Here is a 22077-nt window from a genome sequence, read left to right as displayed (position 1 = left end):
GCGCGGTCGCCTAGTGTCCTGGGCGTGGAGGAGCTGCCCGCGTCGCCGGCCGACAGGCACTCGACCCCGGTCGACGGGGTCGACGTCCTCGGCGCGCTCTCCCCCAGCCGTGCGGGCGACTTCCTGACCTGTCCGCTGCTCTACCGCTTCCGCACGGTGGACCGGCTGCCGGAGCCGCCGTCGCCCGATGCGGTGCGCGGCACGCTGGTGCACAAGGTGCTCGAGGACATCTTCGAGCTTCCCGCACCCGAGCGGACGCCGGAGCGCGCGCAGGAGCTCCTGGAGCCGTCGTGGGAGCAGATCTGCGCGACCGAGCCGGAGCTGCGTGCGCTCTTCGGCGCCGAGGGGCCCGCGCTGGCGCCCTGGCTGGCCTCGTGCCGCAGCGTCCTGGAGCGGTACTTCACCCTCGAGGACCCCCGCCGCCTCGAGCCCGCCGAGCGCGAGCTCTACGTCGAGACGCTGCTGGACTCCCGGCTGCTGCTGCGCGGCTTCATCGACCGCGTGGACGTCGCGCCGGACGGGGCGATCCGGCTGGTGGACTACAAGACCGGGAAGGCGCCGGGGCCGGACTACGAGGCCAAGGCCCTGTTCCAGATGAAGTTCTACGCCTTGGTCGTGTGGCGCGCCCGCGGCGTGATGCCGGCGATGCTGCAGCTGATCTACCTCGGCAGCGGCGAGATCCTGCGCTACGTCCCCGACGAGCAGGACCTGCGCGCCACCGAGCGCAAGGTCGAGGCGGTCTGGCGCGCGATCCGGGAGGCCGGCGAGACCGGCGACTGGCGCCCGAACCGCAGCCGGCTGTGTGCCTGGTGCGCGCACCAGGCCATCTGCCCGGCGTACGGCGGCACTCCCCCGCCGCTGCCGGTCGTCGCCGAGGAGCGGGTGCTCGTCGAGCCGGTTCAGCCCAGCTCGGACTGAAGGCGGGCGAGGGCGGGGCCGTCGAGCTCGGTGAGCGAGTCGCGGAACACCCGGCGCGGACCGGGCGGCACGGCGACGTGGTTCTGCACGACGAGCACGGTGCACCCCGCGGCCTCCGCCGAGGTCGCCCCGGTCGAGGAGTCCTCGATCGCGACGCAGTCCGCCGGGTCGAGCCCGAGCGCCGCGGCCGCGGAGAGGTACGGCTCCGGGTGCGGCTTGCCGTAGCTCACCTTGTCGCCGGTGATCACCACGTCGAAGGTGTCCGCGGGCAGGTGCCCCAGGATCGGCGCCACCAGCCGCTCGTAGGACATCGTGACCAGCGCGCACGGGACGCCGCGCGCGTGCAGCTCCTCGAGAAGCTCGCGCGCCCCCGGGCGCCACGGCACCGACTCGCGCACGCTGGCGACGACACCGTCGAGCAGCTCCTCGACGATCTCCTCCGGGGTGAGGTCCAGGCCCATCCGCTCGCGGATGTAGCCGGCCGAGGTCAGCAGGCTGTTGCCGACCAGGCTGAGCCCGTCGGCCTCGGTCCACTCCGCCCCGTGCCGGTGCGCCAGCGCCGTCTCCGCCGCCACCCAGGCCGGCTCGGTGTCGACGAGGGTGCCGTCCATGTCCCACAGGACCGCCGCGGGCAGCGACGTTTGGTCCCCAACGACATCGTTTCGGCCGGTTTCGTTGTCGTTGGGGACCAAACGTGCGTCCTCGGCCCGTCGGCGCTCGTCGTCCGGCTCAGTCATCGGGGTCGTAGCCGAGGTTGGGCGAAAGCCACTTCTCGGCCTCCGCGAGGGACCAGCCCTTGCGCTCGGCGTAGGCCTCGACCTGGTCGCGGCCGAGCCGGCCGACGACGAAGTACTGCGCGTCGGGGTGGCTGTAGTAGACGCCGGAGACCGAGGCACCCGGCCACATGGCCATCGACTCGGTGAGCTGGATGCCGGTGTTCGCCTCGACGTCGAGGAGGTCCCACAGGGTGGTCTTCTCGGTGTGGTCGGGGCAGGCGGGGTAGCCGGGCGCGGGGCGGATGCCGGTGTACTTCTCCGCGATCAGGTCCTCGTTGGACAGCTGCTCGCTGTCGACGTGGCCCCAGAACTCGGTGCGCACCCGCTGGTGCAGCCGCTCGGCGAAGGCCTCGGCGAGGCGGTCGGCCAGGGCCTCGACCAGGATCGCGTTGTAGTCGTCGAGGTCGTCCTTGAACTGCTGGACCTTCTCGGGCAGCCCGATGCCGGCGGTCACGGCGAAGCCGCCGACGTGGTCGGGCAGGCCGGTCTCGGCGGGCGCGACGTAGTCGGCCAGGGACCGGTTCGGCACGCCGTCGCGGTGCTTGCCCTGCTGGCGCAGCTGGTGCAGCACCGCGCGGACCTCGGAGCGCTCCTCGTCGGCGTACACGACGACGTCGTCGCCGCGCGAGGCCGCGGGGAACAGGCCGTACACGCCCTGGGCGGTGAGCCAACCCTCGGCGATGATGCGGTCCAGCATCTCGTTGGCGTCGGCGTACAGCCTGCGCGCGGTCTCCCCGGTGGTGGGGTTGTTGAGGATGTCGGGGAAGCGGCCCTTCATCTCCCAGGCGTTGAAGAACGGCTGCCAGTCGATGTACTCGCGCAGCTCGGCGATCGGGTAGTCGCGCAGCACGTGGACGCCCGGGGTGCGCGGCGCCGGCGGCTCGTACCCGGTCCAGTCGATCGGGGTGGCGTTGGCGACCGCGTCGGCGTAGCTCAGCTGCGGGCGGTCGCTCTTCGCGGCGTGCCGGGTGCGCAGCGAGTCGTAGTCGGCCTGCACGTCGGCCATCAGCGTCGTGCGACGCTCCGGGTGCAGCAGCGACGCGGCGGTGGGCACCGACCGCGAGGCGTCCTTGACCCACACGACGGGGCCGTCGTACTTGTGGTCGATCTTGACCGCGGTGTGGGCGCGCGAGGTGGTCGCGCCGCCGATCATCAGCGGGATCTCCATCCCGAGGCGCTGCATCTCCCCGGCCACGGTGACCATCTCGTCCAGCGACGGGGTGATCAGGCCGGACAGGCCGATGATGTCGGCGCCGACCTCGCGGGCGGTGTCGAGGATCTTCTGCGCGGGGACCATCACGCCGAGGTCGATGACCTCGAAGTTGTTGCACTGCAGCACCACACCGACGATGTTCTTGCCGATGTCGTGGACGTCGCCCTTCACCGTCGCCATGACGATGGTGCCGTTGGTCTCCTTGGCGGTGGCGAGCGCGGGGTTGTCGATCTTCTCCTGCTCGATGAACGGGATCAGGTAGGCGACGGCCTTCTTCATCACCCGCGCCGACTTCACCACCTGCGGCAGGAACATCTTGCCGGCGCCGAACAGGTCGCCGACCACGTCCATGCCCTGCATCAGGGGGCCCTCGATGACCTCGATCGGCCGGCCCCCACGGGCGGCGATGAGGGCGCGCAGCTCCTCGGTGTCGGCCTCGACGTGGGCGTCGATGCCCTTGACCAGCGCGTGGGTGATCCGCTCGCCGACCGGCAGGCTGCGCCACTCCTCGGCGGTCGCCTCGTCCTGCGCGGCCGCCCTGTTGTGGCCCTCCGCGACCTCCAGGAGCCGCTCGGCGGCGTCGGGGCGGCGGTTGAGCACGACGTCCTCGATGCGCTCGCGCAGCTCGGGGTCGACCTGGTCGTAGACCACCAGCGCACCGGCGTTCACGATGCCCATGTCGAGCCCGGCGGCGATCGCGTGGAACAGGAAGACCGCGTGGATCGCCTCGCGGACCGGGTTGTTGCCCCGGAAGCTGAAGCTGACGTTGGAGATGCCGCCGGAGACCTTCGCGTGCGGCAGGTTCTCCTTGATCCAGCGGGTGCCCTCGATGAAGTCCAGGCCGTACGACGCGTGCTCCTCGATGCCGGTGGCCACCGCGAAGACGTTCGGGTCGAAGATGATGTCCTCGGCCGGGAAGCCGACCTCGTCGACCAGGATCCGGTAGGCGCGCTCGCAGATCGCGGTACGGCGCTCCAGGCTGTCGGCCTGGCCGTCCTCGTCGAAGGCCATGACGACCGCGGCGGCACCGTACTTGCGGCACAGGCGGGCGTGGGCGACGAACGCCTCCTCGCCCTCCTTCAGGGAGATGGAGTTGACCACGGCCTTGCCCTGGATGTTCTTCAGTCCGGCCTCGATCACCTCCCACTTGGAGGAGTCGACCATCACCGGCACGCGGCTGATGTCGGGCTCGCTGGCGATGAGGCGGGTGAAGCGGTCCATGGCCGCGACGCCGTCGATCATCCCCTCGTCCATGTTGATGTCGATGACCTGCGCGCCGTTCTCGACCTGCTGGGCGGCCACCGACAGCGCGGCGTCGTAGTCGCCGGCCTTGATCAGGTTGCGGAAGCGGGCCGAGCCGGTGATGTTGGTGCGCTCGCCGACGTTGACGAACAGGCTGTCGTCGCGGACGGTGAACGGCTCCAGGCCGGAGAGGCGCAGCGCGGGCTCGACGGGGGCCGGCACCCGGGGCGCCTTGTCGGCCACGGCCTCGGCGATCGCGGCGACGTGGGCGGGGGTGGTGCCGCAGCAGCCGCCCACCAGGTTGACGAACCCGGCCCCGGCGAACTCCGCCACGACCGCGGCGGTCTCGGCCGCGGCCTCGTCGTACTCGCCGAACGCGTTCGGCAGGCCGGCGTTGGGGTAGCAGGACACGAACGAGTCGGTGATCCGCGCCAGCTCGGCGATGTAGGGGCGCATCTCGGTCGCGCCGAGGGCGCAGTTCAGGCCGACGGCGAGCGGCCGGGCGTGCCGGATCGAGGCCCAGAAGGCCTCGGTGGTCTGGCCGGTCAGGGTGCGCCCGGAGGCGTCGGTGATGGTGCCGGAGATGACGACGGGCCAGCGGCGGCCGTACTCCTCGAAGAGGGTCTCCAGGGCGAAGATCGCGGCCTTGGCGTTGAGGGTGTCGAAGATCGTCTCGACGAAGACCAGGTCGGAGCCGCCGTCGAGCAGGCCGCGGCCGGCGACGAGGTAGGCCTCGACGAGCCGGTCGAAGCTGACATTGCGCGCGCCGGGGTCGTTGACGTCCGGGGAGATGGAGGCGGTCCGGGTGGTCGGGCCCAGGGCGCCGGCGACGTAGCGGGGCCGGTCCTCGGTGGCGTGCGCGTCCGCGGCCTCGCGGGCCAGTCGGGCGGCGCAGTAGTTGAGCTCGTAGGCGAGCTCCTCCATGCCGTAGTCGGCCAGCGAGATCGCGTTGGCGTTGAAGGTGTTGGTCTCGATGATGTCCGCGCCCGCCGCGAGGTACTCCTCGTGGATGTCGCGGATGATCTCCGGCTGGGTGAGCGTCAGCAGGTCGTTGTTGCCCTGCAGGTCGCTGGGCCAGTCGGCGAACCGCTCGCCGCGGTAGCCGGACTCGTCGGGACGGTCACGCTGGATCGCGGTTCCCATCGCACCGTCCAGCACCATGATCCGCTCGCGCAGCATCACGGTCAGCGCCTCCGTGGCATCGGGGCGCAGGAACGGCTCGAAGGCCGGATCGCTCAACGTGACTCCTCTCGAGAGGCCGGTGGGTCCCGGCCGGTCCTCCAGCGTAAGAAGGTATGTCCACGTGCTGGACGAACAGACCAGATCGTGACACCGGGCCGGCGCGGCGGCGAAATCGCCGCTCCTGACTAGGCTGGGTGGGTGATCGAGATCGATGAGCTGCCCGACCTCGTCGCCCCGGTGGTGATCGCCGCCTTCGAGGGGTGGAACGACGCTGCCGACGCGGCATCCTCCGTCGTCGACCACCTGATCGACGTGTGGGGCGCGCGGGTGGTGGGGGCGATCGACCCCGAGGAGTTCTACGACTTCCAGGTCAACCGCCCCGTGATCGGCACCGACGCCAACGGGCACCGCCGGGTCAGCTGGCCCACCACCCGGATCGCGGTCGCCTCTCCCCCGGACCTGGACCGCGACGTCATCCTGATCCGCGGCATCGAGCCCAACATGCGCTGGCGCCAGTTCTGCGCCGAGCTGCTCGCCGCCTGCGACGAGCTCGGCGGCGAGCTGGTGATCACCCTCGGCGCGCTGCTCGCCGACGCCCCGCACACCCGCTCCATCCCCGTCACCGGTACGGCGACCGAGCCCGAGCTGGTCGACCGGCTGCGCCTCGAGCAGTCGACGTACGAGGGACCGACCGGCATCGTCGGGGTCTTCCAGGACGCCTGCGTGCTCCTCGACGTCCCGGCCGTGTCGTACTGGGCGGCGGTCCCCCACTACGTCGCGCAGCCGCCGTGCCCCAAGGCGACGCTCGCGCTGGTGCGCCAGCTGGAGGACCTGCTCGAGGTCAGCATCCCGCTCGGCGACCTCCCCGAGGACGCCCGCGCCTGGGAGCGCGGGGTCGACGAGCTCGCCGAGGAGGACGAGGACATCGCCGACTACGTCCGCTCCCTGGAGGAGACCCGCGACACCACCGACCTGCCCGAGGCGACCGGTGAGGCGATCGCGCGGGAGTTCGAGCGGTACCTCAAGCGCCGCCAGGGCGGGGACGACTGACGCTGCCGGCGGCGCTGCCCCCGGAGGTCGTCGTTTGGTCCCAAACGACAGCTTCCGGGGCGGTTTCGTTGTCGTTGGGGACCAAACGTTGCACCCAGGCGCCCCGACGCGGGCGCCCGCCCGGCGTCAGAGCGCCAGGCCGAGGGCGGCGTCGAGGGCGGTGTAGACCGTGTGGGCGGCGTCGGGGTCGCTGGTGTCGGCGAGGCCGTCGGTGCCGAGGGTGGCGCGCACCCAGGCGTCCACGGCGGCGAGGGCGCGGGGGGCGTCCAGGTCGTCGGCGCAGGCCGCGAGGACCTCGCGCACGACCGGCTCGGCGGGGGCGCCGGCACCGAGTGCCAGGGCACGGCGCCAGTCGGCGAGGGTGTCGACGGCGTTCCAGAGCTCGGCGTCGGTCCACTCCCAGTCGCTGCGGTAGTGGTGGCGCAGCAGCGCCAGGCGGATCGCCATCGGGTCGACGTCGCTGTTGCGCAGCGCGGAGACGAAGACCAGGTTGCCGCGCGACTTCGACATCTTCTCGCCGTCGTAGGCGACCATGCCGGCGTGGGCGTAGACCTGCGCGAAGCGGTGCGCGGGGTCCGCGACCTGCGCGTGGCCCGCGCACATCTCGTGGTGCGGGAAGACCAGGTCGCTGCCGCCGCCCTGGACGTCGAAGGCGGCACCGAGGTGCTCCAGCGCGATCGCGGTGCACTCGATGTGCCAGCCGGGGCGACCGGGGCCGAAGGGGCTGGGCCAGGCCGGCTCGCCGGGACGCTCGCCGCGCCACACGACGCAGTCGAGGGGGTCCTTCTTGCCGGGACGGTCGGGGTCGCCGCCGCGCTCGGGGAAGATGCGCAGCATCTCCTCGCGCGACAGCCCGGACTCCTCGCCGAAGGCGGGGTCGGCGGTCACCGACATGTACAGGTCGTCCTCGACGCGGTAGACCGCGCCGGCGGCCTGGAGGCGCTCGATGAGGCGGATCACCAGCGGGATCGACTCGACGGCCCCGATGTAGTGGGCCGGGGCGATGACGCGCAGCGCGGTCATGTCCTGGCGGAACAGCTCGGTCTCGCGCTCGGCGAGCTCGACCCAGTCGACCTTCACCTTCTCGGCGCGCTCCAGCAGCGGGTCGTCGACGTCGGTGACGTTCTGCACGTAGCTGACCTCGTGCCCGGCGTTGCGCCAGGCCCGGTTGAGCAGGTCGAAGCCGAGGTACGTCGCGGCGTGCCCGAGGTGCGTGGCGTCGTACGGCGTGATCCCGCAGACGTAGAGCCGGGCGGCGCCGTCGGGCCGCGTGGTCACCGGACCGCCCGTGGCGGTGTTGTGGAGGGTGACCGGCGGGCCCTGGATGGGCAGGGTCGGGATCTCCGGGGAGGACCAGGCGCGCATGCGGTGAACTGTAGTGGGCGGGCTCAGAAGGGCGGCCACGGGATGGCCGGGGACTCCCCGCGGGGCGCCGGCATCACCCCCGCGGACACCAGCCGGCGGCAGCGCCGGGCGAGGATCTCGATCTCGTCGTCGTCGAGCAGCGGGGCGAGCGCTTCGCCCAGCGTCCCGCGGACGGCGTCCTCCAGACGGCGTACGGCGTCGAGCTCCTCGTCGGTGAGCGGCTCGCCGGTCCAGCCCCACAGCACCGTGCGGAGCTTGGGCTCGTGGTGGAACGCGATGCCGTGGTCGACGCCGTAGCGGTGGCCCGACGGCATCGCCAGCACGTGCCCGCCCTTGCGGTCGGCGTTGTTGATCACCACGTCGAAGACCGCCATCCGGCGCAGCGGGGCGGAGTCCTCGTGGACCAGGGAGACCGGCTGGTCGAGGCCGTCGATGCCGTCGAAGACGCGCAGGAAGCCCGGCGGGATCGCGCCGGCGCGGACCAGGGTCACCGGCTCCTGGTCGTCGTCGGGCTCCTCCCACGACTGCACCATCCCGGGGCCGTGCGGGCCGTCGCGCAGCCAGGTGCGCGGCACGATGTTCCAGCCCAGCTCCTCGGAGACGAGGTACGCCGCGAGCTCGCGGTGCGCCAGCACGGCGCCGGGGAAGTCCCACAACGGGCGCTCCCCCGAGATCGGCTTGTAGACGACGCGGTGCTCGCCGACGGCGCCCAGGAACGTCGCGTTGGAGGCCGGCATGATCCGGCCGTGCAGCACCAGCTCGTCGCCGAGCAGGTCCGGGAGCGCCTCCATCAGCCGTGGCAGCCGGTCACGGGTCGCGGCGCTTGAAGCCGTTGGCGCGCACGCACAGGTGGCCGTCGACGTCGATCGGGTTGCCGCAGAACGGGCAGGCCGGCCGGCCGGCGTCGAGCACCTGGGCGCTGCGCTGCACGAAGGCGCGTGCGTAGCCGGGCGCCAGGCGCACCAGCAGCACCTCCTCCGGCTCCGGCTCCACGATGTTCTCGTCGACCTGGTCGGGGGCGACGATGGCGGCCTCGCTGAACGGGAACACCTCGATGACCACGCGCTCGTCGCCCGGGTCCCACGACAGGGTCATGGTGCCGGCGCGGAACTCCTCCTCGACTGGCTGGTCGAGGGGGTCGCTGTCGACCAGGTCGAACGGTGCCACGGCGGGTACGACGGCGCTGCTGGGCTCGGTGGCCATGACCTCGTCGAGCAGCTCGTCGACCCGCTCCGCGAGCGCGGCGACCTGCTGCTTCTCGACGGCGACGGAGACGATCCGGGTGCCGCTGCGGGCCTGGAGGTAGAAGGTGCGGGAGCCGGGCGCGCCGACGGTGCCGGTCACGAAGCGCTCCGGCGGATCGAAGGAGTGGACGAGGGCCATGCGCCCAGCCTAGGACCCTGCCGCACCGGCAGGCGCGGGGCCCGCGCCGCCGCCGACGACCGCGTCGGTGTCCGCGGCCGGGGTCTCGGTGCCCGTGTCGGCCGGCGGGCGCAGCCAGGACAGGTCGCCCTCGTGGGAGTTGGTCGCGAGCACGTAGGGGCGCGACTCGGTGTAGCGCACGATCGAGATCGAGGCCGGGTCGACGTGGAGGCGCTGGAACAGGTCCAGGTGCATGCCCAGCGCGTCGGCCAGCACCGACTTGATGATGTCGCCGTGGCTGACCGCGACCCACACCGCGTGCGGCCCGTGCTCACGCTCGACCTCGGCGTCGCGGCGTCGTACGGTCGCGACCGAGCGGGCCTGCATCGCGGTCATCGTCTCCCCGCCCGGGAACGCCGCGGCGGAGGGCTGGGTCTGGACGACCTTCCACAGCTTCTCGCCGGCGAGGTCCTTGATCGCGCGGCCCTGCCACTCCCCGTAGTCGCACTCGGTGATCCCGCGGTCGGTGACCACCGGCGGCTCGTCCTCGCGCCCGGCGAGCAGCGCGCGGGTGGTCTGGCGGCAGCGCTCCAACGGGCTGGTCACCACCAGGGCGAGCGGCACCTGCGCCAGCCGGGCGCCGGCGCGGGCGACCTGCTGCTGACCGGTGCTGTCCAGCCGGACCCCCGGCGTACGTCCGGCGAGCGTGCCGGAGGCGTTGGCGGTGGTGCGCCCGTGCCGCACGAGGATGAGGGTGGCCATGGCGCGGACTCTAGCCGGGTGTACCGGACCGGCCGCGCGGTTAGCGTGTCCGGATGATCGTCGACAGCGGCCTCTACCGTCATGGTGTCCGGGCGCCCGCGCCCCTCGCGACGTCCGACCTCGCGCGGGTCCGGGCCGAGCGGGCCCCCGGCGACTTCATCTGGGTGGGCCTGCACGAGCCGACCCCCGAGGAGCTCCAGCAGATCGCCGACCAGCTGGGCTTCCACCCGCTCGCCACCGAGGACGCGCTCAAGGCCCACCAGCGGCCCAAGCTGGAGCGCTACGACCAGTCGCTGTTCCTGGTGCTCAAGACGCTGACCTACATCGATGCCGACGACGCCGTCGAGACCGGCGAGATCAGCCTCTTCGTCGGTGAGGGGTACGTCGTGACGGTGCGGCACGGCGCGGGCGGCGACCTGAGCTCGACCCGTGCCCACCTCGAGGAGGTCTCCGACGTGCTGGGACGCGGGCCCGCGGCGGTGGTCTACGCGGTGTGCGACAAGGTCGTCGACGACTACACCCTGGTCGGGCGCTCCCTGGAGGAGGACGTCGACGAGGTGGAGCAGTCGGTCTTCTCCGGCGAGCGCACCCGCGACTCCGAGCGGATCTACACCCTCAAGCGGGAGATCGCGGAGGTCCGGCGGGCCGTGCTGCCGCTGCGTCAGCCGATGATGGACTGCGCGGAGGGCCGGGTGCCGGGCATCAACGGCGACGTCGCGCCGTACTTCCGCGACGTCGCCGACCACCTCAGCCGGGTCGCGGAAGTCGTGGACAACCTCGACCAGCTGCTGTCCTCGGCCTTCGACGCGCACGTCGCGCAGATCTCGGTGCAGCAGAACGACGACATGCGCACCATCTCCGCGGGGGCGGCGCTGGTGGTGGTGCCGACGCTGATCGCCGGGATCTACGGCATGAACTTCAAGCACATGCCGGAGCTCGACTGGCGCTACGGCTACCCGTTCGCGCTGGTGATGATGGTCGGCGTCGCGGCCGGGCTGTGGGTGTGGTTCAAGCGCTCCGGGTGGCTGTGACCCGGCTCAGGGGGTGAGCACGTTGGCCGAGAGCAGGATCAGCACCAGCGCACCCAGCGCGACCCGGTAGAGCACGAACGGGGTGTAGGAGCGCGTGGAGACGTAGCGCAGCAGCCAGGCGATGGCGGCGTAGCCGACGACGAAGGACACGACCGTCGCCACGATCGTGGGGGTCCAGCCGTACGGGTTGTCCCCGCCGGGGATCTCCTTGAGCTGGAAGATCCCGGCGCCGACGACCGCCGGGATGGCGAGCAGGAACGCGTAGCGGGTGGCGGCCTCACGCTCGTAACCCAGGATGCGGCCCATCGAGATCGTGGCGCCGGAGCGGGAGACGCCCGGGATCAGCGCGCAGGCCTGCGCGACGCCCATCAGGACGGCGTCGCGGATGTTGATCTGGTTGATCTTCTTGGAGTTGCTGCTGAACTTGTCGGCCAGGCCGAGCACGATGCCGAGCGCGATCAGGGTGACGCCGATGATCCACAGGCTGCGGAACTCGTTCTCGATGACGTCCTTGAGCGCGACGCCGAGCAGCACGATCGGCACCGAGCCGATGATGATGAACCAGCCCATCCGGGCGTCGAGGCTGCCGCGGTACTCCGGCTTCACCAGCGACTTCAGCCACGCCGTGGCGATGCGCCAGATGTCCTTGCGGAAGTAGATGAGCACCGCCAGCTCGGTGCCGATCTGGACCACCGCGGTGAAGGCCGCCCCCGGATCGCCCCACCCGAACATCTCCGGGTAGATGCGCAGGTGCGCACTGCTGGAGATGGGGAGGAACTCCGTGAGTCCCTGGATGGTGCCGAGCACGACAGCTTGGAAGAGTTCCCACACGGGCGGGCAGCCTACGCGGCACCGAACCGCGTGCCGCCGACGGCTTACGTGGGTGGGACCACTACCTTTCTGCCATGCAGCTCAGGTCCCTCGGCCAGACCGGTCTCCGCGTGTCCCGTCTCGGCCTCGGCACGATGACATGGGGACGAGACACCGACGAGCACGAGGCGCGCGACCAGCTGATCGCCTTCGCCGAGGCCGGCGGCACGCTCGTCGACACCGCGGCCAGCTACGGCGACGGCGCCGCCGAGGAGCTGATCGGCTCGCTGATCGGTGACGTGGTGGCGCGCGACGAGGTCGTGCTGGCCACCAAGGCCGGACTGGTGCGCCGCGGGGACTCCCGGCGCATCGACACCTCGCGTGGGCACCTGCTCCCCGCGCTGGACCGCTCGCTCAAGCGCCTCGGCGTGGACCACGTGGACCTGTGGCAGGTGCACGTGTGGAGCGACCGGACCCCGCTGGAGGAGACGCTGCAGGCCCTCGACCTGGCGGTGACGTCGGGACGCGCGTCGTACGTCGGTATCTCGAACTACACCGGCTGGCAGACCGCGCACGCCGCGACCTGGCAGAGCGCGGTGCCCGGCCGGGTGCGCCTGGCCTCGACGCAGGTGCAGTACAACCTGCTCAACCGCGGCGTGGAGCACGAGGTGCTGCCGGCGGCCGCCGCGCTCGGGCTCGGCGTCCTCGCCTGGTCGCCGCTGGCAGGCGGCGTGCTGACCGGCAAGTACCGCGGCGGCACCCCGGCCGACTCCCGCGCCGCCGACCCCTGGTTCGCCTCGCGGGTCGAGAACTACCTCGACAGCTTCGGCCGCGGCGTCGTGGAGGCCGTGGCCCGCGCCGCCGACGGCCTGGGCTGGACGCCGCTGGAGGTCTCCCTCGCCTGGCTGCGCGACCGTCCCGGCGTGACCGCCCCGATCCTGGGCGCGCGCACCGCCGCCCAGCTGCGCGCGGCGCTCGCGGTCGAGGAGCTGACCCTGCCCCCCGAGATCGTCCTGGCCCTGGACGACGTCAGCGAGGAGTGAGCCGATGTCACGTGTGCTGCGTCAGCCGCTGCGTCCCGGGGTGGAGTGGGAGCTCGACAGCGTCACGTTCGCCCGCGAGTTCCCCCGCGGTGTGGTCGCCAAGCTGCTGACCGAGCGCGCCGAGCAGGGCGGCTGGGAGCTGGACCGGGTCCGCATCGGCGCCGACGGCGTGCGGCGGGTGGTCCTGCGCCGGCGGGTGATCAAGGTGGTCCGCACGGCCTGACGGTGCGACGTTTGGTCCCCAACGACAGTCTTCGGGGCCGAATCGTTGTCGTTGGGGACCAAACGTGGGGGTTCTCCCCCACTCAGACCTGGTCGAGGAACCTGTCGAACACCCGCGCCCCGAACTCCAGCGCATCCACGGGGACGCGCTCGTCGACGCCGTGGAACAGCGCGGTGAAGTCGAGGTCGGCGGGCAGGCGGAGCGGGGCGAAGCCGTAGGAGCGCATGCCGAGCTTGCGGAAGTGCTTGGCGTCGGTGCCTGCCCCCATCAGGTACGGCGCGACGAGGGCGTCGTCGTCCTCGGCGAGGATCGAGCGGGTCATGGCGCGGACCAGGTCGCCCTCGTACGGCGACTCCCAGGGCTGCTGGTGGCTGACCATGTCGATGTCCACGCCGTCGCCGACGAGCTCGCGCAGGGTCGCGAAGAACTCGTCCTCGTAGCCGGGCAGGAAGCGGCCGTCGACGTGGGCGGTCGCCTCGGTGGGGATGACGTTCACCTTGTAGCCGGCCTGGAGCATCGTCGGGTTGGTGGAGTTGCGCAGCACCCCGCCGAGCATCCGGGTCGCCGGGCCGAACTCCTCGACGAGGTCCTGGGCGTTGTCGGGGGTGACCTCGGTGCCGGCGAGGTCGGCGACGGTGGCGAGCAGCACCTCCATCGCGGGGGTGAGCCGCACCGGCCACTCGTGGGTGCCGAGACGCGCCACCGCCTGCGCGAGCCGGGTGACGGCGTTGTCGGGGTTGATCATCGAGCCGTGCCCGGCGCGACCGCGGGCGGTCAGGCGCATCCACGCCATGCCGCGCTCGGCGGACTCGATCAGGTAGAGCCGTCGCCCGCGGACGGTCGTGCTGAAACCGCCCACCTCGCCCACCGCGTCGGTGACCCCCTCGAACTCCTCGGCGTGGTCGCGGACCAGCACCTCGGCGCCGCGGTGTCCCCCGGCCTCCTCGTCGGCGGTGAAGCACAGCACCACGGGGCGCTCGGGCACGGCGCCGGCGCGCTGCCGGGCGCGGACCACCGAGAGCAGCATCGCGTCGAAGTCCTTCATGTCGACCGCGCCGCGCCCCCACAGGTAATCCTCGTGGATCTCCCCGGAGAACGGGTCCATCTGCCAGTCCTCCGCGGCCGCCGGCACCACGTCGAGGTGGCCGTGCAGCAGCAGCCCGTCGCCCCGGTTCCCGCCCCAGCGCGCCATCACCGAGGTCCGCCCCGGGCTGGACTCGTAGATGCGCGGCTCGATCCCCACGTCGGCGAGCAGCGTGGCGACCATCTCGGCCGCCTTGCGCTCCCCCGGGCCCGAGTCGTCGCCGTAGTTGGAGGTGTCGATGCGGATCAGGTCGCGGCACAGCTCGACGACCTCGCTCGCGGGGTCGTACGCCGGGGCGTAGGCCGGTGCCTGGTCGGCGGTCAGGTCCTCGGGATCAGCAGCCATGGCGCCAGCATGACACCTCGATGTGCACCCCCCGATTCCGTGTTTCCGGGAGGCCAGTGTTAAGTTTTTCCAGCACTCGGGTCCGGGTGGCGGAATTGGCAGACGCGCTAGCTTGAGGTGCTAGTGCCCTTTATCGGGCGTGGGGGTTCAAGTCCCCCCTCGGACACCAGCAACAAACCGGCCAGGCTCCTGAAAGGGAGCCTGGCCGGTTCGCATTTCGCCACCTTCTCGCCTGCATTCCGCAGGCCCTGGTCGAGCCGCTCCGGCCGGCGCCGTACGACGCCGGCCGGTCGCGACCTCAGGACTCGCAGACCGTGCCGTCCCCGTCGCCGTCGCGGTACCAGTCGTACTCGGGGTCCCGGCCGCGCACGTACGGGCCGTAGCCCGCGGCGATCGCGGAGGTGCAGTAGTCGAAGCGCGGGTCCAGGCCACCGGCCCCCGCGCCGGCGCCGCTGCCGGCCGGCGGGGACGGTGCCGGGGTGCGGGTCGGGGTCGCCGGCGCGGCCGGCATCGCCCCGGCGTCGGACGGCCGGGCGTCGGCCACGGCGTCCCCGCGCAGCCGGGCGAGGCGGACGGTGAGCCGGCGCGTGCCGCAGCCGTCGGCGTAGCGGGTGAGCGTGCGCTGCTCGACGGGGTCCACGCTCAGCCCCCACCGCACCTTGATCGCGACCCAGGAGGAGACGTAGACGCAGGACTTGTACGCCGGCATCCACTGGGCGGGGTCGGCGTCGGACTTGGTGCGGTTCGAGGAGGCGCTGACCGCGATCAGGGCGCGCCGGTCGCCGAGGTCGTTGGCGAACGCCTCGCGCCGCTGCGGCGACCAGCCGTGGGCTCCGGAGTCCCACGCCTCGGCGAGCGGGACCAGGTGGTCGATGTCGAAGTCGGAGGGGTTCGTGGTCGTCTCCTGGTCGTAGTAGGAGTGCCAGCGCCCACCGACGACGGCGCAGCCGGGCGCGAGGCGTGCCCCGGGAGCGCGGTTCTGGGTGATCAGAACCTCGTCGCGGGTGTCGCAGCCGTTGCGGTCGGCGTCGGACCAGTGCACGAACAGGTCGCGGTCGTAGCCGGTACGCCGTTCCGGTGCCACCGGCAGTGCGGTGACGGCGGCCGCCAGCGTGGTCCGCACCTGCGTGCCCGGATTGCCGGTGATCCGGGCGGGGGCGTCCGGGGCCGGAGCAGGACGGGGCGTACGGGTGCCGCCGCCGGGGCTCGGCTCGGTGCGCGGGGACGTCTCGGCGCGCGGGGGCGTCTGTTCGGCGACGTCGGACGTCGCGGCGTCGCAGCCGGCCACGGCCAGGAGCAGCAGGGCGGCACCGACGCCGGGCGCGAGGCGCCGCAGCCGGGAGCGGCGGGTGGGAGTGGGGACGGCGGACGGTGGGAGGGGCGCGCTCACGCCCCGATCCTCGCCTGCGGCACCGACAGTCGTGCGGGCGGGCGTCCCGGGTCCGGTGGCACTGGTCAGGTGGGACCCCTCGTCCCTACCGTGGGACATGCGCATCTCAGGCAACGTCTTCCTCGTGACCGGCGGTGGCAACGGGATCGGGCGCGAGGTGGTCCTCGCGCTGCGGGCCCGCGGCGCCCGCGTCGCCGCCGTGGACCTGAGCCTCGACGGGCTCTCCGAGACCGCGCGGCTGGTCGGTGAGGACGTCCGTCTCACCACCCACGTCCCCGACGTCACCGACTGGGACGCGGTCGAACGGGTGGTGGCCGACGTCGTGGCCGCGCACGGCCAGCTCGACGGCGTGCTCAACGTCGCCGGGATCATCCAGCCGTTCGTGCCGGTCAAGGACCTCGAGCGCGCGGTCTTCGAGAAGGTCATGGCGGTGAACTTCTGGGGCGTGGTCAACGTGACGACCGCGGCCCTGCCGGTCCTGCTCACCCGGCCGGCCGCGTCGATCACCAACATCTCCAGCATGGGCTCGTTCGCGGCCGTCCCGGGGCAGACGGCGTACGGCGCGAGCAAGGCCGCGGTCACCCAGTTCACCGCCGGGCTGTGGGCCGAGCTGCGCGACACCCCCGTGGAGGTCACGGTGGTGATGCCCGGCGGGGTCAGCACCGGGATCGCGACCCACTCCGGCGCCGAGCGGCCCGGCCAGGACGCCTCGGACAGCCCGGTCGACCTGACCACCCCGGCCGAGGCCGCGCGCCAGATCGTGGCGGGCACCGAGAAGGGGAGCTACCGCGTGGTCATCGGCAAGGACGCCCGGCTCCTCGACGTGCTCAGCAGGGCCATGCCGCGCCGGGCCAACCAGTTCCTGGCCCGCCGGATGTCCTCGCTGCTGGACTGAGGCCGGGCGGTCTGCCGGCCGGGGATCCTCCCCCGAGCTGTTGACGCTTCCAGTGTGGAGCGTCAACGACCCCGCGTCACGGCCGAGGCGGGCCAGCGCCTCTCGCCGGCGACCCAGGTGGCGCGGGCGTGCGCCGGGGTGCTGCGCGCGGTTCCGGACGACCTGGGCCACCGAGGCCCGAGGTCGGGGCGTCGCCGCCCCACGCTGAGGGCAGCAACCGGGCTCAGCCGTCGAGCGCGCGGACCCGCTGGAAGTTGCGCCCGCCGCGCTCGAAGGAGGCGACCACGGCGACAGGTGCCTGGGGCTCGTCGACCGGCTCGTCCCAGTCGCAGGGACGCACGTGCACGAGGTCGGCCGCGCACGCCTCCCGCGTCGAGTCGTAGCGCCACGGTCCGGTGAGCACGCCGCGCCGGTAGCGACCGTCGGTGTCCCGGGTCCACACGACGGAGCCCTCCTCGACGGCGGCGAACCGCTCGACCCGGCGCGCGACGCGCTCCCCGTGCTCGAGCACCGTGCGGGCGAGGACCTGCTCCCTCGGGGTGTCCGGTCCCGGCGCGGGGTCCAGGCGCCCGCCGATCCCGACCAGCCCCAGGGCGACCGCACGGACCTGGGCCAGGTCCGGGTCGACGTCGTCGCGGCGGCTGCGCAGCGGGGCTCGGTAGGTCGCGGGCATCGCACGATCCTATGCGCCGGTGCGAGGGCCGCCGACCGTGCGTGACGAGGGTCCGAGGGGCTCGCCCGACGGGGCGGGGTCGCGACCGACGTGAGCGACGAGGCCGTTTGGACGGCGCGTGGAGCGGCTACCGCCACGACGTACCCGAGGAGAGGAACCACCACATGAGCGAGCAGCAGTTCACGCCCGACACGAAGGTCGCCTTCCTGGTGGCCACCGAGGGCATCGAGCAGATCGAGCTCACCGACCCCTGGGAGGCCGTCCGCGCCGCGGGCGCCACCCCGGTGCTGATCAGCACCGAGCCGGGGAAGGTCCAGGCGTTCCACCACCTCGACGCGGCCGACACCTTCGGCGTCGACGTCGTGGTCGGCGACGCCAGCGTGGACGACTACGCCGCGCTGGTGCTGCCGGGCGGGGTCGCGAACCCCGACGCGCTGCGCACCGACGCGACCGCGGTCGGGTTCGTGCGCGACTTCGTCGCCTCCGGGCGTCCGGTCGCCGCGATCTGCCACGCCATCTGGATGCTGGTCGAGGCCGACGTGGTCCGCGACCGCGAGCTGACCTCGTGGCCGAGCCTGCAGACCGACGTGCGCAACGCCGGCGGGCGCTGGACCGACGCGGAGGTCGTCGTCGACGACAACCTCATCACCAGCCGCAAGCCCGACGACCTGCCCGCCTTCAACCGCGAGCTGCTCGGCCGGCTCGCCGGCTGAGGCCCGCGTCAGCGCTCACGCCCCCGCGCCCTAGGCTCGGGGGCGTGAGCGCTTTCCGTGTGGGGTTCGTGACCGGTGCGACCCCGGACAAGTGGGCGCGCGCCTGGCGCGAGCGCAGCCGGGTCCCGCTGGAGCTGGTGCCCGTCGAGGAGGACGAGCAGGAGGCCGGGCTGCGTGACGGGTCGCTCGACATGTGCCTGGTGCGCCTGCCGATCGACCGCGAGGGCCTGCACTGCATCCCGCTCTATGAGGAGGTCCCGGTCGTGGTGGCCGGACACGAGCACTTCGTGGCCGCAGCCGACGAGGTGTCGCTGGCCGACCTCGAGGAGGAGCAGCTGGTGCTCCCCCACCGCTCCGGCTGGACGCCGAGCGCCGCGCAGCTGGAGTGGCCGGCGATGGGCCTGCGCGATGCCGTCGAGGTGGTCGCCTCGGGGACCGGGATCGTGCTGGTGCCGATGTCGATCGCGCGGCTGCACCACCGCAAGGACGTGATCCGCCGCCCGGTCACCGACCTCCCCCCGACGACCGTCGGCCTGGCCTGGCTGATCGACAACGAGGACCCGCGCGTGCAGACGTTCATCGGCATCGTCCGGGGACGCACCGCACGCAGCTCGCGGGGCTGAGCGGCCGGCCGCGCCGACATCGAGCGGCGCGTGGCCTCACCCGGTCGGGCAGGTGAATCCCCTCACGATGCCGTGTGTCGGGTGGCCCACGGGGGTATCAACGCCCTTTGTGAGCAGACATGGCGAGACCCCCCGCACCCCGAGCACCGCGGACCGCTTGCGCCGCGTGGCCGCCCAGCCCGTCGACGACGTGGTCCCCCACCCGGTGCTCGACGTGGCGCCGACCGAGGCCGACCGGGTCCGCCCCGGCCTGGACCGAGCCGTCTTCGGCGTCACCGCCGCCCTGGCCGTGGCCTTCCTGGTCTGGGGCTTCGTGAGCACCGACTCGCTGGCCTCGGTCTCGGATGACTCCCTGGGCTGGACGATGGACAACGCCGGCTGGCTCTTCGTCATGACCGCCAGCGGCTTCGTGGTCTTCGTGCTCTGGCTCGCGTTGAGCCAGTTCGGCTCGATCACCCTGGGTCGCGACGATGAGACGCCGGAGTTCCGGACCACCTCGTGGATCGCGATGATGTTCAGCGCGGGCATGGGCATCGGCCTGATGTTCTTCGCCGTCAGCGAGCCGATCGCCCACCTCACGACCCCGCCGCCCGGCACCGAGGGCGGGACCGAGGCCCAGGCGATGAAGACCGCGCTGTCCACGACGCTCTTCCACTGGACGCTGCACCCCTGGGCGATCTATGCCGTCGTCGGCCTGGCGATCGCGTACGGCGTGTACCGCAAGGGCCGCGTCCAGCTGATCTCCGCCGCCTTCGAGCCGCTGCTCGGCCGCCACGCCCGTGGCCCGGCGGGGAAGCTCATCGACATGCTCGCGATCTTCGCGACGCTCTTCGGCTCCGCCGCCTCCCTCGGCCTCGGCGCGCTGCAGATCGGCAGCGGACTGGAGATCGTGGCTGGCCTCGACGAGGTCGGGAACGGGCTGCTGGTGATGGTCATCGCCGTGCTGACGGTCGGCTTCGTGGTCTCCGCCGTCTCCGGCGTCGCACGAGGCATCCAGTGGCTCTCGAACATCAACATGGTGCTCGCCGTCGTGCTGGCGCTGTTCGTGTTCCTCGTCGGCCCGACGATCTTCGTGCTGAACCTGCTGCCCACCGCCATCGGCGGCTACATCGCCGACCTGCCGACCATGGCGGCGCGCACCGGCGCCGAGGGCAGCGCGACCAACGACTGGCTCCAGGGCTGGACGGTCTTCTACTGGGCCTGGTGGCTGTCGTGGACGCCCTTCGTCGGCATGTTCATCGCCCGCATCTCCCGTGGCCGCACGATCCGTCAGTTCGTCTCGGGCGTCCTGCTGGTGCCGAGCCTGGTCAGCCTGGTGTGGTTCTGCATCTTCGGCGGCGCCGCCCTCGACCTGCAGACCTCCGGCGAGGCCGACATCGCCGGCGCGCTCTCCACCGAGTCCCAGCTGTTCACGATGCTGCAGGCCTACCCGGCTGCGACCGCGACCAGCATCCTGGTGATGGTGCTGGTCGGCATCTTCTTCATCTCCGGCGCCGACGCCGCGTCGATCGTGATGGGCACCCTCTCCGAGCGCGGGACCACCACCCCGCGCCGCGCCACCGTCGTGTTCTGGGGCGTGGCGACCGGCGCCGTCGCGGCGGTGATGCTGCTGGTCGGCGGCGCGGACGCCCTCAACGGGCTCCAGTCGGTCACCATCGTGGCGGCGTTGCCGTTCGTGGTGGTGATGATCGGCCTCGCGGTGGCGCTGGTGAAGGACCTGCGCTCCGACCCGGTGGTGCTGCGCCGCGCCTACGCCCGCGAGGCGGTCGAGCAGGCCGTGATCAGCGGCGTCACCGAGCACGGCGACGACTTCGTGCTCTCCATCGAGCCGACCACGGACGACCATGGCCCGGAGCAGCCCACGACGGACGGCCCCGAGGACCCGGGGCAGCCCGGCGTCACCACGACGTCGACAGCGGGCGCCCCTCGCTGAACCCGGCCGCCGACTGCACGCCCACGACCGCGCGGGCGTGCAGCTCGGCCAGGCTGCGGGCCCCGGCGTAGGTGCACGCGGAGCGCACCCCCGAGCAGATCTCGTCGATCAGGTCCTCCACGCCCGGCCGCACCGGGTCCAGGTACATCCGGGAGGAGGAGATGCCCTCCTCGTAGAGCCCCTTGCGGGCCCGGTCGTACGCCGACTCCCCCGCCGTACGGCTGGCGACGGCGCGGGCCGACGCCATGCCGAAGGACGTCTTGTAGGCGCGCCCGTCGGCGTCCTGCATGAGGTCCCCTGGGGACTCGTGGGTGCCCGCGAACCACGACCCGACCATGACGCTCGCGGCGCCGGCGGCCAGGGCCAGCGCGACGTCGCGCGGATGGCGTACGCCACCGTCGGCCCACACGTGGCGGCCGAGATCGGCGGCCGCGGCCGCGCACTCCAGGACGGCGGAGAACTGCGGGCGACCGACGCCGGTCATCATCCGGGTCGTGCACATCGCGCCCGGTCCGACGCCGACCTTGACGATGTCGGCGCCCGCCTCGATCAGCCGCCGGGTGCCGGCGGCGGAGACCACGTTGCCGGCCGCGACGGGCACGGCGGGCTCGAGGGAGCGCACGGCGGTGAGCGCGTCCAGCATCCGCTCCTGGTCGCCGTGCGCGGTGTCCACCACGAGGCAGTCGACCCCGGCGTCGAGCAGCCGGGCGGCCTTGTCGCCGACGTCCCCGTTGACCCCGACCGCGGCGGCGACGCGCAGGCCGCCGTCCAGGTCGGTCGCTGGGGTGTAGAGCGTCGCGCGCAGCGCCCCGGTGCGGGTCAGCACCCCGACCAGGCGGCCCTCCTCGTCCACCGCCACCGCGAGCGCCGCGCGGGTGCCGTCCAGCGCCTCGAAGGCGGTGCGCGGGTCGGTGTCCTCCGCGATCGTCACGGCCGGCGGCGACATCACCTCCTGCACCTGGGCGAAGCGGTCCACGTCCATGCAGTCGGCCTCCGCGACCACGCCGATCGCGCGACCGTCCCGCACCACCACGGCGGCGTGGTGGGCCCGCTTGGGGATCAGCGCCAGCGCCTCCGCGACCGTCTGGTCCGGGCGGAGCACGATGGGGGTGTCGAAGACGAGGTGGCGACGCTTGACCCAGGCGACCACCTCGGCGACGACCGGGATCGGGATGTCCTGGGGCAGCACCGTCAGGCCGCCGCGCCGTGCCACCGTCTCCGCCATCCGGCGCCCGGCGATCGCGGTCATGTTGGCGACCACGATCGGGACCGTCGCCCCGGTGCCGTCGGCGACGGACAGGTCCACGTCGTACCGGCTGCCCACCGTCGAGTGCTCGGGGACCATGAAGACGTCGTCGTAGGTCAGGTCGTGGGGCGGGACCGCGTCGTTGAGGAATCGCACGCTCGGTGACGATACGCCGACCGGGGGCACCGAGCACTCGGA

Annotated in this window: 20 protein-coding genes and 1 tRNA gene; 10 read left to right on the top strand and 11 right to left on the bottom strand. The window is 72.6% G+C overall.

Translation table 11 applies throughout. From position 1 onward, the window contains the following. Window positions 1-33 precede the first annotated feature (33 nt). Entirely contained in the window at window positions 34-918 is an 885-nt protein-coding gene (locus HOQ23_RS06290) for a PD-(D/E)XK nuclease family protein (RefSeq protein WP_172213201.1), read from the top strand. Here HOQ23_RS06290 and HOQ23_RS06285 read toward each other — a convergent pair. Together HOQ23_RS06285 and metH are read right to left on the bottom strand one after the other, a co-directional pair. Then, window positions 900-1610 carry an HAD family phosphatase gene (locus HOQ23_RS06285; RefSeq protein ID WP_301539716.1) on the bottom strand — a complete coding sequence of 237 codons (711 nt, stop codon included), beginning with the start codon at window positions 1608-1610 and terminating at the stop codon, window positions 900-902. The two genes, HOQ23_RS06290 and HOQ23_RS06285, sit on opposite strands and share 19 nt — an antisense overlap. Window positions 1611-1647: 37 nt before the next feature. Further along, window positions 1648-5388 carry a methionine synthase gene (metH, locus tag HOQ23_RS06280; protein ID WP_301539710.1) on the bottom strand — a complete coding sequence of 1247 codons (3741 nt, stop codon included), beginning with the start codon at window positions 5386-5388 and terminating at the stop codon, window positions 1648-1650. Between the two features lie 141 nt (window positions 5389-5529). On the opposite strand from metH, the gene HOQ23_RS06275 reads away from it, so the two are divergent. Further along, window positions 5530-6381 carry a PAC2 family protein gene (locus tag HOQ23_RS06275; RefSeq protein WP_172212894.1) on the top strand — a complete coding sequence of 284 codons (852 nt, stop codon included), beginning with the start codon at window positions 5530-5532 and terminating at the stop codon, window positions 6379-6381. A gap of 126 nt (window positions 6382-6507) precedes the next feature. Here the strand turns inward: HOQ23_RS06275 and mshC are convergent, their stop codons facing one another. The 4 genes from mshC to HOQ23_RS06255 are packed head-to-tail and all read right to left on the bottom strand — an operon-like array spanning window position 6508 to window position 9870. After that, window positions 6508-7746 carry a cysteine--1-D-myo-inosityl 2-amino-2-deoxy-alpha-D-glucopyranoside ligase gene (gene mshC, locus HOQ23_RS06270; protein ID WP_172212892.1) on the bottom strand — a complete coding sequence of 413 codons (1239 nt, stop codon included), beginning with the start codon at window positions 7744-7746 and terminating at the stop codon, window positions 6508-6510. 23 nt (window positions 7747-7769) lie between these two features. Beyond that, entirely contained in the window at window positions 7770-8537 is a 768-nt protein-coding gene (locus HOQ23_RS06265) for an SCO1664 family protein (RefSeq protein ID WP_172212890.1), read from the bottom strand. Window positions 8538-8553: 16 nt separating this feature from the next. Further along, entirely contained in the window at window positions 8554-9129 is a 576-nt protein-coding gene (locus HOQ23_RS06260) for a DUF3090 domain-containing protein (RefSeq protein ID WP_172212888.1), read from the bottom strand. Window positions 9130-9138: 9 nt separating this feature from the next. Beyond that, the gene (locus tag HOQ23_RS06255) at window positions 9139-9870 is read right to left on the bottom strand and encodes a histidine phosphatase family protein (protein WP_172212886.1); all 732 of its coding nucleotides are present in this window, start codon (window positions 9868-9870) and stop codon (window positions 9139-9141) included. Between the two features lie 53 nt (window positions 9871-9923). Between HOQ23_RS06255 and corA the strand changes: the two genes are divergently transcribed. Next, window positions 9924-10901: a magnesium/cobalt transporter CorA gene (gene corA, locus HOQ23_RS06250; RefSeq protein WP_172212884.1), complete on the top strand. Its 978-nt coding sequence runs from the start codon at window positions 9924-9926 to the stop codon at window positions 10899-10901. 6 nt (window positions 10902-10907) lie between these two features. On the opposite strand, the gene HOQ23_RS06245 is transcribed toward corA, so the two are convergent. After that, on the bottom strand, window positions 10908-11732 hold the full coding sequence (locus tag HOQ23_RS06245; protein WP_172212882.1) for an undecaprenyl-diphosphate phosphatase: 825 nt from the start codon (window positions 11730-11732) through the stop codon (window positions 10908-10910). 74 nt (window positions 11733-11806) lie between these two features. Here HOQ23_RS06245 and HOQ23_RS06240 point away from each other — a divergent pair, with 74 nt between their 5' ends. After that, window positions 11807-12754 carry an aldo/keto reductase gene (locus tag HOQ23_RS06240; protein WP_172212880.1) on the top strand — a complete coding sequence of 316 codons (948 nt, stop codon included), beginning with the start codon at window positions 11807-11809 and terminating at the stop codon, window positions 12752-12754. A gap of 4 nt (window positions 12755-12758) precedes the next feature. Then, entirely contained in the window at window positions 12759-12977 is a 219-nt protein-coding gene (locus tag HOQ23_RS06235; protein ID WP_216653754.1) for a DUF5703 family protein, read from the top strand. 82 nt (window positions 12978-13059) lie between these two features. Here HOQ23_RS06235 and HOQ23_RS06230 read toward each other — a convergent pair whose 3' ends face one another. Next, entirely contained in the window at window positions 13060-14406 is a 1347-nt protein-coding gene (locus HOQ23_RS06230; protein ID WP_172212878.1) for a M20/M25/M40 family metallo-hydrolase, read from the bottom strand. Between the two features lie 80 nt (window positions 14407-14486). Here HOQ23_RS06230 and HOQ23_RS06225 point away from each other — a divergent pair. Next, a tRNA-Leu gene (locus tag HOQ23_RS06225) sits at window positions 14487-14575 on the top strand. Between the two features lie 129 nt (window positions 14576-14704). Here the strand turns inward: HOQ23_RS06225 and HOQ23_RS06220 are convergent. Continuing rightward, entirely contained in the window at window positions 14705-15796 is a 1092-nt protein-coding gene (locus HOQ23_RS06220) for a DUF1524 domain-containing protein (protein ID WP_172212876.1), read from the bottom strand. Window positions 15797-15893: 97 nt separating this feature from the next. Here HOQ23_RS06220 and HOQ23_RS06215 point away from each other — a divergent pair, with 97 nt between their 5' ends. Then, window positions 15894-16691 (top strand): SDR family oxidoreductase, encoded by a 798-nt coding sequence (locus HOQ23_RS06215; protein WP_172212874.1) that lies wholly within the window; start codon window positions 15894-15896, stop codon window positions 16689-16691. A 223-nt stretch (window positions 16692-16914) separates the two neighbouring features. Here HOQ23_RS06215 and HOQ23_RS06210 read toward each other — a convergent pair whose 3' ends face one another. Further along, entirely contained in the window at window positions 16915-17364 is a 450-nt protein-coding gene (locus tag HOQ23_RS06210; protein WP_172212872.1) for a GAF domain-containing protein, read from the bottom strand. A 164-nt stretch (window positions 17365-17528) separates the two neighbouring features. Here HOQ23_RS06210 and HOQ23_RS06205 point away from each other — a divergent pair, with 164 nt between their 5' ends. The 3 genes from HOQ23_RS06205 to HOQ23_RS06195 all read left to right on the top strand — a co-directional run bounded on the left by HOQ23_RS06205 (window position 17529) and on the right by HOQ23_RS06195 (window position 20633). Next, a complete protein-coding gene (locus HOQ23_RS06205) occupies window positions 17529-18077 on the top strand; it encodes a type 1 glutamine amidotransferase domain-containing protein (RefSeq protein ID WP_172212870.1) in 549 nt (182 codons plus the stop codon). 44 nt (window positions 18078-18121) lie between these two features. Then, window positions 18122-18700, top strand: coding sequence for a LysR substrate-binding domain-containing protein (locus HOQ23_RS06200; RefSeq protein WP_172212868.1), 579 nt, complete (start codon window positions 18122-18124; stop codon window positions 18698-18700). A gap of 166 nt (window positions 18701-18866) precedes the next feature. After that, window positions 18867-20633 carry a BCCT family transporter gene (locus tag HOQ23_RS06195; protein ID WP_367650400.1) on the top strand — a complete coding sequence of 589 codons (1767 nt, stop codon included), beginning with the start codon at window positions 18867-18869 and terminating at the stop codon, window positions 20631-20633. Here HOQ23_RS06195 and HOQ23_RS06190 read toward each other — a convergent pair. Next, window positions 20599-22035, bottom strand: coding sequence for a GuaB1 family IMP dehydrogenase-related protein (locus HOQ23_RS06190; RefSeq protein ID WP_172212865.1), 1437 nt, complete (start codon window positions 22033-22035; stop codon window positions 20599-20601). The two genes, HOQ23_RS06195 and HOQ23_RS06190, sit on opposite strands and share 35 nt — an antisense overlap. Window positions 22036-22077: the final 42 nt, after the last annotated feature.

It is taken from the genome of Nocardioides sp. zg-DK7169, assembly GCF_013155365.1.
GTDB lineage: Bacteria > Actinomycetota > Actinomycetes > Propionibacteriales > Nocardioidaceae > Nocardioides.
Note: the sequence above shows the minus strand (reverse complement) of the source record. Positions and strands in the feature narration are given on the sequence as shown.

What these genes read in the sequence shown, in the direction of transcription:
- HOQ23_RS06255 (WP_172212886.1), bottom strand. Translation starts at nt 9,870, where the DNA reads ATGGCCACCCTCATCCTCGTGCGGCACGGGCGCACCACCGCCAACGCC.
- HOQ23_RS06230 (WP_172212878.1), bottom strand. Translation starts at nt 14,406, where the DNA reads ATGGCTGCTGATCCCGAGGACCTGACCGCCGACCAGGCACCGGCCTAC.
- HOQ23_RS06210 (WP_172212872.1), bottom strand. Translation starts at nt 17,364, where the DNA reads ATGCCCGCGACCTACCGAGCCCCGCTGCGCAGCCGCCGCGACGACGTC.
- mshC (WP_172212892.1), bottom strand. Translation starts at nt 7,746, where the DNA reads ATGCGCGCCTGGTCCTCCCCGGAGATCCCGACCCTGCCCATCCAGGGC.
- HOQ23_RS06235 (WP_216653754.1), top strand. Translation starts at nt 12,759, where the DNA reads ATGTCACGTGTGCTGCGTCAGCCGCTGCGTCCCGGGGTGGAGTGGGAG.
- HOQ23_RS06260 (WP_172212888.1), bottom strand. Translation starts at nt 9,129, where the DNA reads ATGGCCCTCGTCCACTCCTTCGATCCGCCGGAGCGCTTCGTGACCGGC.
- HOQ23_RS06215 (WP_172212874.1), top strand. Translation starts at nt 15,894, where the DNA reads ATGCGCATCTCAGGCAACGTCTTCCTCGTGACCGGCGGTGGCAACGGG.
- HOQ23_RS06205 (WP_172212870.1), top strand. Translation starts at nt 17,529, where the DNA reads ATGAGCGAGCAGCAGTTCACGCCCGACACGAAGGTCGCCTTCCTGGTG.
- corA (WP_172212884.1), top strand. Translation starts at nt 9,924, where the DNA reads ATGATCGTCGACAGCGGCCTCTACCGTCATGGTGTCCGGGCGCCCGCG.
- HOQ23_RS06265 (WP_172212890.1), bottom strand. Translation starts at nt 8,537, where the DNA reads ATGGAGGCGCTCCCGGACCTGCTCGGCGACGAGCTGGTGCTGCACGGC.
- HOQ23_RS06240 (WP_172212880.1), top strand. Translation starts at nt 11,807, where the DNA reads ATGCAGCTCAGGTCCCTCGGCCAGACCGGTCTCCGCGTGTCCCGTCTC.